Raw genomic sequence first — 10582 nt, forward strand, 5'->3', positions numbered from 1 at the left:
CCCCGTTCGTTTTCGCGTACGTCCGACCGACATGGAGTCGCCGAGATGTTTTCACGAACGCGCTTCGCTGCATCGCTTCTGCTCCTGCTTGCTGCCGCGTGCGGCGGTGATGCGGACACGGACGCCCGGCCAGTGCGTGAATCGCCCCCCGCAGCGGATGCGCCGCGGATGGGCGAAAACAACGAGGGGGATATCGAGGAGGTCTCCGATTACCGCCTCAGCATGGACGCCGTGCAGAAGATGCACCGGGCGCAGCTCAACATCTATTCCGCGATGCAGCAGAATCCGGAGCTCGCGCAGAGCGCGAGCATGAACGCGGAGGAGTTCAGCCTGGATGCAATGGAGCAGCGGTTTGGCGGTGTGCCCGAGATCCGGAATGCGGTCGAGCAGGCGGGCCTGAGCGTGCGCGAGTACGGCGTGATCATGCTGGCGCTGTTCCAGGCAAGCTTCGCCCAGGCGTCACTCGACATGGGCGCACAGCGCGACACGGTGCTCGCCGCCACGCACATGAATCCTGCGAACCTCGACTTCGTCGTGGAGCATCGCGAGGAGCTGCAGCGCATGCAGGAGGAGCTGGCAGCGGCCGCAGAGCGGGTCAGCAGTCCGGAGCAGTAGCCGGTTCCGTCCGCTGTGTTGCGGCTACTGTGATCTCTGCAGGTCCGCCGGCCGCATGGTCGCGTCCAGCTCACGGCCCAGCCGCACAACGATCCCCGGCAGCGCGTCCACGTCGGTGCTCCGCGTGTTCATGTTCACGATGCACGCCCGAAGCGTGTACGTCCCGTCGATCACCGCATTCGACACGAACGCCTCGCCCGACGACTGGATCCGCTCGAGCAGGGCCTGGTTGATCTCGTCCAGGTAGGCGCGCACCTCCTCGCGGTCCGTGCTCGCCCGCAGGTCCGGCGGGATGTAGCGGAACGTCGTGATGCTGAGCTCCTGCGTGAGCGGCTCCAGCTCCGCCTCGCGCTGCACGTTGGCATGCAGCCGCTCGCTCAGCCGGATGTCATCGGCAATCATGCGCAGCGCGCCTTCACGTCCTGCCTGCCGCAGACCCAGCCAGACCTTGAGCGCGCGGAACCCCCGCGAGTTCTGCGGGCCGTAATCCACGTAGTTCACCGCCTCCTCACCGAAATGGTAGTAGGGCGGATGGTAGGAGAAGGCGTTGCGCAGGTGGGCAGGATCACGAACCAGGGTGCAGCCCGCCTCGAGCGGTGCATACAGCCACTTGTGCGGATCGACGGCGACGGAATCGGCACGCCCGATCGCGCGCAGGTCGTCCGGTGTGCCGTCCACATTCGCCGCGAGCGCGCCGTATGCGCCGTCCACGTGGAACCACACGCCCAGCTCGAGACAGAGGTCGGCGATCTCGCCAACGGGGTCGACCGCGCCCGTGCTCACGGTGCCCGCAGTACCTGCGACCATCATCGGACGATCGCCGGCCTCGATGTCCCTCTCGATTGCGTCGCGCAGCGCACTCACGTCCATCCGCTGCCGCTCGTCGATCGGGATCCAGCGGATCGAGTCGGTACCGATGCCGCACAGGTCCGCGGCCTTGTGGATCCACGTGTGCGTTTCCCCGGATGCATACACGCGCAGCCGCCGCGCGCCCGGGCCCGCCACGCCACCGGCACGGATGTCCCAGTCGGCAGCCGCCGCACGCGCCGCATACAGTGCGACCGTGTTGGCCATGTTGCCGCCGCTCACGAACAGTCCGCCGCACTCCGCCGGGTAGCCGATCAGCTCGGCCACCCAGCGTACGGCCTGCTGCTCGATCTCCGTCGCAATCGGCGAAAGACGCCACAACCCGAGGTTGGGGTTGATCGCGGCAGCGAGCATGTCCGCCAGGATCCCGATCGGCGCCGGCGACGAAGTGATGTAGCCGAAGAAGAGGGGATGGCCGTTGAACAGGGAGTGCTCTCTCAGGAGCTGCGCGCTGGCCGCAATCAGCTCCCCCGCGTCCGCGCCGTGCTCGGGCAGAGAAGCGTCGCCGCCGATGAGCGCCCGCAGATCGGCGGGTGACTCGTCGGGCGTCAGGGGGCGCTCGCGGTAAGAGGAGAGCAGCGCTGCGATCGTGTCGACCAGCTCATGGCCTATGCGGCGGAACTCGTCACCCGAAATGGCGAGAGGGACCCGGCGATCGTCGGGCAGCTGGTCCTGTTGCTCGAACAGCGGTTTCATCGAATCAGCGTCTCCAGGGGGAACTGGAGAGTTAGCGCCCGCTGCCGGTTGGCGCCACCGGGCTCCCTTGCGCGAACCCGGGGCCCGGCGTTAGACATTGAGACGACAATCCGGTCGTGGTGATTTGCCGCCGCTTGCAAGCCACGTTAAACAAATTGCTAAAGTGCGTCGCCCGGCGGTCGCACCGCACGGGCGTTTTCTGTTTCCGGAGCAGCAGTGATGATGGTTCACGCGCCGACGATGATGATGATGATGATGCGCATGACCGGGCCTCCACGGGGAGACGCGGACGATCGTCGTCGTGCACGCTGAACGCGAAAGCAAACGAACGAACCGGCCCTCTCCCCCCGGAGATGGCCGGTTTTTCATTGCCCAACGGGGCGCACCGAACAGTGGAGGCCGGGAATGCCGCAGTCGAGATTGATCGCCGTGACGGACCAGACGGAGCTGGATGCCCACCGCACCTCGGGCACGTCGCCGACGGATGACGTCGGGACCGTACACCTGCTCGGCGCCGGCGCGGTCGGGCGCGCACTGCTTCAGCGCATTGCGTTGAGCGGCCGCCGACTGGTCGCGGTGTCGGACTCGACGGCGACCGTGGCGGCGTCGCACGGCCTCGATCCTCTGCGCATCCTGGCGTGGAAGGCCGCGGGCCGGGCGCTCGCGGAGTGGCCGGGCGCATGGCGGATTCCCACTGCGGATGCCGTTGCGCGGGTCGATGCAGGCGTTGTGGTCGATGCCACGGCCACGCGCGGCGATCGCCCGGAATGGACGGCGCTGCTCGATGCCGTGCTGGCGCGCGGATCCGCAATCGCGCTGGCAGCCAAGGACGCGATTGCCGAGCGCTCGGCCGCCTGGCTGACGGACAGTGCCGGCTCGGTCGGCTGCAACGCAGTGCTGGGCGGGACCGGCCAGCAGCTCGCGCGGGAGCTGCCGGAGCTGCGGCGTCGCTGGCGTGAGGCCGCGATCGTCGGCAACGCGTCCACGACGACGATCCTGGAGTGCATCGAGCGTGGCGGCACGCTCGCGGAGGGCATCGAGGAGGCGAACCAGCGCGGGTACCTCGAGGCCGACCCGGAACTGGACCTGCGAGGCAGGGACGCGGCGGTCAAGCTGGCGGTGGTTGCGGGTGCACTGCGTGGAGAGCGCATCGACGCGGACACGATCCAGTGCGAAGACATCCGCAGCCTCGATCACGCCGTCATCCGAGAGCGGGTGGCGCGGGGCGCAACGACGCGGCTCGTCGCACGCGCAACACCGCACGGCGTGCATGCCGGCTACGAGGAGGTGGACCGGTCTTCGGCGCTTGCATCGCCGGTCGGGCGTGTCGTGTACCGCTATGACCTGACACGCAACGAGCGGCGGCTGCACATAGGCGGCGGGCTGGGTGCCGCCGCAACGGCCGACGCGCTCTGGGTCGACGTCGTCGCACTCGGCAGCCGCACGCAGCGGATCGCCGCGACCGTGTCGGGGGTGGCGCGATGAGCACGCAGGTCACGCTCGAGCGCCGTGAGTCGCTCTGCAGCCATGGTGTAACCGAGGTGCCGTTTCTCGCGGGCGACCATGGAACGCTGCACGACGTGCGTCTCGCATGGAGCACATTCGGCCCCGCGCACGCGCCGCCCGTGCTCGTCCTGGGCGGCATCTCCGCATCGCGCCGGCTGCTGATCGATGATGGTACCGGATTGCGAGACGGATGGTGGCCGGGCGTCGTCGGTGCAGGCGCTGCACTGGATCCAGCGCGGTTCCGCCTGATCGGCGTCGACTATCTCGGATCGGCCGGCGATTCGTCACGGCCCACGGAGGATGGCGACTGGCCGGCTCTCACGACCGCCGACCAGGCCCGCGCCCTCGCACTGGTGCTCGATGATCTCGGCGTCGACGTGCTGCACGCCGCGGTCGGCGCCTCGTACGGCGGCATGGTCGCACTCGCGCTCGCGGCAGCCCGGCCGGAGCGCGTCGCACGGCTCGTCGTGCTGTGCGCTGCGCACCGCTCGCACCCGATGGCAACGGCCTGGCGCTCGGTGCAGCGCAGGATCGTGCGGCTCGGCACCGATCGAGGCGCGCCCGAGCACGGTGTCGCCATTGCCCGCGCGCTCGCGATGACGACATACCGCAGTGCCGCGGAGTTCGAGCAGCGCTTCGCGGCCGAACCGGACGACGTACGCCCCGCCCGTTTCCCGGTCGACGGCTACCTCGATCATCACGCAGCCGCATACGCGCGCGGGGTACCTGCCGCATCGCTGCTCGCGCTGTCCGAGTCGCTCGATCTGCACGACGTCGATCCCGCGCAGATCGAGGCGCGCTGTACGCTGGTCGCCTTCGACACGGACGCGCTCGTGCCGCTGGCCGACGTGCGGGCACTTGCCGGCGCGCTGGGCGCGCGCGCAACGCTCCAGGTCGTGAGCACGCAGTACGGGCACGACGGTTTTCTCAAGGAGGCCACCCGCGTCGGTACGCTGATCGGTGACGCGCTCGCAGCGGACCCGCGTGCGCCCGCGCTGGCTCCGACAACGAGCTATGCGGCCCGCGTGGAGCAGTCGGTCGTGGCGCAGGAGCGCGCCGGAGCAGCACCGCGGCCCGCGCACGGAAGCGCGACGATCGCGGCACGGGCAGGCATCGGCACGGACGGGCAGCACGGCGCAGTGATCGCGCCGATCCACCTGTCCACGACATTCGAATTCGAAGGGCTGAACCGGAAGGGCCGCTACGACTACACGCGCTCGGGCAACCCCACGCGCGACACGCTCGCGGCGACGATCGCCGCGCTCGAGGGCGGCGTTGCCGGCCTCGTGACCGCGACCGGCATGGCGGCGATCACCGCCACGCTCCACCTGCTGCGGCCGGGTGACCTGCTCGTCGCGCCGCACGACTGCTACGGCGGCACACACCGCCTCATGACGTCACTCGCGGCGCGGGGCTCGTTCCGGCTGGAGCTGCTCGACCTGACAGCGCCCGATGCCGCCAGTCGCGTGCGTGCACTGCGGCCGCGCGTGCTCTGGATCGAGACACCGAGCAATCCCCTGCTGCGCATCACCGACATCGCGGCGCTGGCCGCTGCCGCCCACGACGTCGGCGCACTGGTCGTCGCGGACAACACGTTCCTCTCACCGGTGCTGCAGACGCCGATCGAGCATGGCGCAGACATCGTCGTGCACTCGACGACCAAGTACCTGAACGGTCACAGCGACGTGGTCGGCGGCGCGATCGTCGCGAGCGACGCCGCCGTCGCCGAGGAGATCGGCTGGTGGGCCAACTGCCTCGGCGTGACCGGCTCGCCCTTCGACAGCTTCCTCACCCAGCGCGGTGTGCGTACGCTGCACGCGCGCATGCGCGTGCACGAGGCCAACACGCGCGCCGTAGTCGAGCAGCTGGTGTTGCATCCGGCCGTCGCCGCGGTGCATCATCCGTCGCTGGCTTCACATCCCGGCCATGACATCGCACGACGCCAGCAGCGCGGCTTCGGCGCGATGCTCTCGTTCGAGCTGCGGGGCGGCGTACAGGCCGTGGAGCGCTTCGTCGCCGGCCTCGAGTGCTTCAGCCTCGCCGAGTCGCTGGGCGGCGTCGAAAGTCTCGTCGCACATCCACCGACCATGACACACGCCTCGATGGATGCAGCGGCGCGCAGGCACGCGGGCATCAGTGATTCGCTGCTGCGGCTGTCGGTCGGCGTCGAGGACATCGAGGACCTGGTTTCGGATCTGGAGAACGCGCTGCATCGTGCGGACGGGGAGGGGGAGCCGGCCGGGGTGCAGAGCGGCGAGGGCCGGGTCGAAACACTGTTGCAGCAGCACTGAGACAGGGCAGGAATGCAGGAGACGGACATCTACCAGGCGATCGGCGAGGACGGCTTCCAGCGGCTGGTCGCAGCGTTCTACAGGCATGTCCCCGACGACGACGTCCTGGGGCCGATGTATCCGCGGGACGACATGGACGGGGCGGAGCAGCGCCTGCGCGACTTCCTGGTCGGCCGGTTCGGCGGGCCGCAGCGCTACATCGAGCAGCGCGGCCATCCCCGGCTGCGGGCGCGCCACGTGCCGTTTGCCATCGACGCACGCGCGCGTGACCGCTGGCTCGAGCTGATGGACCGCGCGCTGCTCGAGACACGGTTGCCCCCCGACGCGGAGCGCGCGCTGCGCATGTTCTTCGATGCCGTGGCAGCGATGATGGTGAACAGGCCGGGATGAGCGACGCCGTGACAGTCGCTCGCTCACGCCGCCCCCACCTCGAAGTCTCGATGCTGAAGAGACCCGGATGAGCGACGGCCCGCCCGCCGAGTCGCAGCCGCCGCCGGGCGTAGCACTGCGCACGGAAATCGTTGTGATCGGTGCCGGGCAGGGCGGGCTGTCGTCGGCGTACCACCTGAAGCGCCGCGCGCTCGAGCCGGTTCGCGAGTTCCTCGTTCTCGACCGCTACCCGCAGCCCGGCGGCGCCTGGCAGTACCGCTGGCCGTCGCTTACGCTGAGCACCGTAAACCGCCTGCACGATCTGCCCGGGCTGAAGTTCAGCGATGTGATCGACACGGCGCAGCAGGAAGTACGCGCGAGCGACGCGGTGCCGGCGTACTTCGCGGAGTACGAACGGACGTTCCAGCTGCCGGTGTACCGGCCCGTCAGCGTGACCGTGGTCTGCCGGCGCGACGACCGGTTCCGCGTGGAGATCGACGGCGGCGGCTACATCTCGGCGCGCGGCATCATCAACGCAACCGGTACGTGGGACAGCCCTTACATCCCCGACTACCCGGGCAGGGACCGCTTCCGCGGGCGACAGCTGCACACGAAAGACTTCCGGACTGCGGACGAGTTCGCCGGCCGGCACGTCGTGATCGTCGGCGGCGGCATCTCCGCGATCCAGCTGCTCGACCAGATCTCGCGCGTCACGTCAACGACGTGGGTCACGCGCAGCCCACCCGACTTCCGCGAAGGCCCGTTCGACGAGGAGCGCGGTCGCGCTGCCGTCGCGATCGTCGAAGACCGCGTGCGCCGCGGACTGCCGCCGGGCTCCGTCGTGTCCGTGACAGGGCTCCCGGTCACACCTGCCATCATGGATATGCGGCAGCGTGGCGTGCTGGAGCGGTTGCCGATGTTCGCGGAGATCACCGAGGAGGGGGTGCGCTGGGAGGACGGGTCGGATGTCAGGGCGGACGTGATCCTCTGGTGCACCGGCTTCCGCAGCTCGCTCGACCATCTCGCACCGCTGATGCTGCGCGAGGAGGGGGGCGGCATACGGATGACTGGACGGCTAGCGACGCAGGTCGCCAGGGAGCCACGCGTACACCTGGTCGGTTACGGCCCTTCCGCGTCCACGATCGGAGCGAATCGCGCCGGCGGCGCGGCCGCATCGGAGCTGATGAAAACGCTGGGGCTTTCGTGAGGACGTCGCCTGCGGTCGACGCCGGGGAGCTGATGAAAACGCCGAGGCTTTTGTGAGGACGTCGCCTGCGGGATGACGCCAGGGAGCGGCGTCGACCCCGCAGGTTTGTGCGTCAGATGGCGGACTGCGCTTCGGCGAGCGGAGTGCCTGCGATCGCCAGCACCTCCGTCAGCGTGGAAACGCCGCGATCGCGGGCGTACCACAGACGGATCTGGCGGAAGCGTTCCTCCTTCTCGAGCGCGCGGCCGGTCTCGTCGAACCACGCCTGCAGCGCGGCAGGACGCGAGCCCCACCAGCCGATCTCCTCGAAGTTTTCGTCGAGAATCATCACGACCGGAATCGCGCGGCCACCCGTCGGCGACAGGTGCGCGTCCATCAGGTCCAGGTTCTCATCACGTTTCAGCACGCGCAGCTCGAGCCGGTCCGCCACGGCATCGGCCAGGCGCGCCAGCCATGGAACCGAGTTGAACGCGTCACCGCACCAGTCCTCGAGCAGCACCAGCAGATGCCGCTTTTCCGGAAGCTGTCGCGCCAGCTCCAGGATCTCCTCGCCGATCGTCGCGCGCGCGTAAATCGACTGCCACAGCTCCCTGTTCTGTTCCGCCTCCGCTATGAACTCCGGGAGCGTCTGCGCCCCCTCGAATCGATTCTTCATGCCAGCTTGCCTTTCCTGCGTATGTGCCACAGGCCAAGGGGGTGCCCCCCCTTTGCCGTCACCTTCGCCGGTGTGTCCGGTCTCGTTCATGTGACGGGATAGTACGCCGAAACGACAGAATCGATCCAGAATTTGCGGGCAATTGCAGGCGTCGGAGCGCGATATTCTTCCTCGAGTGGAGCAGCACACCGGCTTCAGGGCGATCTGTTCGCCCTTCGCGTCCGGCTCTACCTTGGCCGCATGGAGGCGAGGCAGCTGATCGAGCGGGTTTCGGAGCGATTGCGCAGCGGCGGCGGCGAGCCTGCTGTGCAGGTGATCGTCGACGAGCTGTGGCTGGCGGTGGTCGAAGGCAGCATCGAGGTGGGACGCCGCCTTCCGACCGTGCGCGAGCTGGCGATCGGGCTCGGGGTAACGCCGCGCAGTGTGGAGCGCGCCTACCGCGAGCTCGAGCGCCGCGGCGTCGTGGTGACTCGCCCGGGCGCTGGCTCCTTCATCAGCCTGACGCAGCCGTCGGAGCAGGAGCTCGCGCGGCAGCAGGAGCTTTCGCGGCTCAGCCGGGAGACGGTGGGACGCGCGGGCGAGCTCGGTTTCACAGTGGATGATCTGCTGGAGGCAATCGCCGATTTCCGGACATCCGACGAGACCCGCAACGAGGAGCCCCGGTCATGAGCACTCCGTATCTGCCGGCCCGACGAAGGGGAGGTGGTGAAGTGGCGCGAACCAGCGGCCCCTCGCCGGACGACACACGCTTCCCGCTTCCGGCGCTTGGCGCCGGTGTCGTGGCCGCGGGAGCGCTCGGGGGCGGTCTCCTCCTGGCCGGCCTCGCCATACCGATCGCTGCGGTCGCGGGCGTGGTGGCGGGAATGCTCGCCGGGTCTTCGATCAAGTACACGGACCAGTGGGAGAAGGCGGTCGTACTCCGCATGGGCCGCTATCGCGGCTTACGCGGTCCCGGCCTGTTCACGGTAATCCCGGTCATCGACCGCATCGGCTACCACATCGATCAGCGTATCCGCACGACGGCCTTCGGCGCGGAGTCGTGTCTGACAAAAGACACGGTGCCGGTCGACGTCGACGCCATCGCGTTCTGGGTGGTCTACGACGCCGAGCGCGCAGCGCTCGAGGTGCAGGACTACGGTCAGGCGGTAATGCTGGCGGCACAGACAGCACTGCGCGATGCCATCGGCAAGCACGACCTGGCGGAGCTGATCCAGTCGCGCAAGGAGCTTGGCCGCGGCCTCCAGGAAGCGCTCGACCGCAAGATGCATGACTGGGGAATCCAGGTGCAGTCTGTCGAGATCCGGGACGTCGTCATTCCGCAGGCGCTGGAAGAGGCTATGTCACGACAGGCACAGGCCGAACGTGAGCGCCAGGCCCGCATCATTCTCGGCACTGCCGAGACGGAGATTGCTTCCAAGTTCGTCGAGGCAGCGGAGCGCTACAGCGAAAACCCCGTCGCGCTGAACCTGCGCGCCATGAACATGCTGTACGAAAGCATCGTGAAGCGCGGCTCCCTCATGGTGGTGCCGTCCGGGCTCGCGGATTCTCTCAACCTGCCGGGCGTGATGGGCATGGCAGGCGCGGCGGGATTGACCGGCGAGAACAAGGCGCTGCCCGGGGGCGAGGGTGAGAAGGACGTTCCGAAGGAGTGAGGTTCGCGTGGGTTCGTCGGTCGGCGGGCATGACAGTCGAGCCGGCGTTCCATGCTCACACGTGCGCAGGGCCTATTGGGGGCCGGATGGGTTGTCTCGACGGTGATGATCGAAGTCAACGTTGCGCGCGTTGAGGCGCCGTCGAATGAGAGCAACGTTGGCAGTGATCATCGAAGTCAACGTTGCGCTTGTTGGGGCGGCGTCGAATGAGTGCAACGTTAGCCGTGATTATCGAAGTCAACGTCGCGCGTGTTCATGCGGCGGCGAATGAGAGCAACATTGGCCGTGATTATCGAAGTCAACGTTGCACGTGTTCGTTCGGCAGCCCACGAGTGCAACGTTGCCTTGATTTCGTGATCGACCCCCGCACATGATGCAGCGGAGCGCGGCTCCGCTGCCGTGCCGCCTACCATCCGCCCGATTCGCTCAGCAGTCGCACTCCCCTCGTGCGTCAGTCCTCCTCCACGAACGCCCGCAGGCGCGCGATCGCCAGGTCCCACTGCGCGGAAATCTCCTGCAGATAGATCTGCGCCTCGTCCAGCGACGCCGGACGCAATTCCCAGATCCGCTCCCGGCCGAAGCGGCGGCTCCGGGCGATGCCCGCCTTTTCGAGCGTTCGGAGATGCTTGCTCACCGCCTGCCGCGTGACAGCCATGCCGGCTGCAAGGCCGGAGCTCGATTGCGGACCGCCGCGCACCAGCCGTGCAACCAGCTGCAGACGCGT

General features: G+C 68.4%; 10 protein-coding genes and 1 riboswitch. Of the genes, 7 read left to right on the forward strand and 3 right to left on the reverse strand.

All coding sequences use genetic code 11. The features are described from left to right. Window positions 1-45: 45 nt before the first annotated feature. On the forward strand, window positions 46-615 hold the full coding sequence (locus tag VFU06_09865; protein HEU5209708.1) for a hypothetical protein: 570 nt from the start codon (window positions 46-48) through the stop codon (window positions 613-615). A 24-nt stretch (window positions 616-639) separates the two neighbouring features. On the opposite strand, the gene VFU06_09870 is transcribed toward VFU06_09865, so the two are convergent. Further along, window positions 640-2178: an aminotransferase class V-fold PLP-dependent enzyme gene (locus VFU06_09870; protein ID HEU5209709.1), complete on the reverse strand. Its 1539-nt coding sequence runs from the start codon at window positions 2176-2178 to the stop codon at window positions 640-642. A 106-nt stretch (window positions 2179-2284) separates the two neighbouring features. Then, a riboswitch (SAM riboswitch) is annotated at window positions 2285-2360 on the forward strand. Window positions 2361-2583: 223 nt separating this feature from the next. Between VFU06_09870 and VFU06_09875 the strand changes: the two genes are divergently transcribed. The 4 genes from VFU06_09875 to VFU06_09890 all read left to right on the forward strand — a co-directional run bounded on the left by VFU06_09875 (window position 2584) and on the right by VFU06_09890 (window position 7551). Continuing rightward, window positions 2584-3663, forward strand: a complete 1080-nt coding sequence (locus tag VFU06_09875) for a hypothetical protein (GenBank protein ID HEU5209710.1) — start codon at window positions 2584-2586, stop codon at window positions 3661-3663. Continuing rightward, window positions 3660-5975 carry a cystathionine gamma-synthase gene (gene metB, locus VFU06_09880; protein HEU5209711.1) on the forward strand — a complete coding sequence of 772 codons (2316 nt, stop codon included), beginning with the start codon at window positions 3660-3662 and terminating at the stop codon, window positions 5973-5975. Before VFU06_09875 ends, metB begins: the two co-directional genes overlap by 4 nt. A 12-nt stretch (window positions 5976-5987) precedes the next feature. After that, window positions 5988-6365 carry a globin gene (locus VFU06_09885; GenBank protein ID HEU5209712.1) on the forward strand — a complete coding sequence of 126 codons (378 nt, stop codon included), beginning with the start codon at window positions 5988-5990 and terminating at the stop codon, window positions 6363-6365. A gap of 67 nt (window positions 6366-6432) precedes the next feature. After that, entirely contained in the window at window positions 6433-7551 is a 1119-nt protein-coding gene (locus VFU06_09890) for an NAD(P)-binding domain-containing protein (GenBank protein HEU5209713.1), read from the forward strand. Window positions 7552-7663: 112 nt separating this feature from the next. Here the strand turns inward: VFU06_09890 and VFU06_09895 are convergent, their stop codons facing one another. After that, on the reverse strand, window positions 7664-8206 hold the full coding sequence (locus VFU06_09895) for a thioredoxin family protein (GenBank protein HEU5209714.1): 543 nt from the start codon (window positions 8204-8206) through the stop codon (window positions 7664-7666). 240 nt (window positions 8207-8446) lie between these two features. Here VFU06_09895 and VFU06_09900 point away from each other — a divergent pair, with 240 nt between their 5' ends. Both VFU06_09900 and VFU06_09905 read left to right on the forward strand, forming a co-directional pair. Beyond that, window positions 8447-8875: a GntR family transcriptional regulator gene (locus VFU06_09900; GenBank protein ID HEU5209715.1), complete on the forward strand. Its 429-nt coding sequence runs from the start codon at window positions 8447-8449 to the stop codon at window positions 8873-8875. Then, complete coding sequence (locus tag VFU06_09905) at window positions 8872-9858, forward strand: slipin family protein (GenBank protein HEU5209716.1); 987 nt, start codon at window positions 8872-8874, stop codon at window positions 9856-9858. The genes VFU06_09900 and VFU06_09905 overlap by 4 nt, the downstream gene beginning before the upstream one ends. Before the next feature lie 451 nt (window positions 9859-10309). Here VFU06_09905 and VFU06_09910 read toward each other — a convergent pair. After that, on the reverse strand, window positions 10310-10582 hold a 273-nt coding region (locus tag VFU06_09910), incomplete at its 5' end, for a helix-turn-helix domain-containing protein (GenBank protein ID HEU5209717.1).

Source organism: Longimicrobiales bacterium, from assembly GCA_035764935.1.
Taxonomy (GTDB): Bacteria; Gemmatimonadota; Gemmatimonadetes; order Longimicrobiales; family RSA9; genus DASTYK01.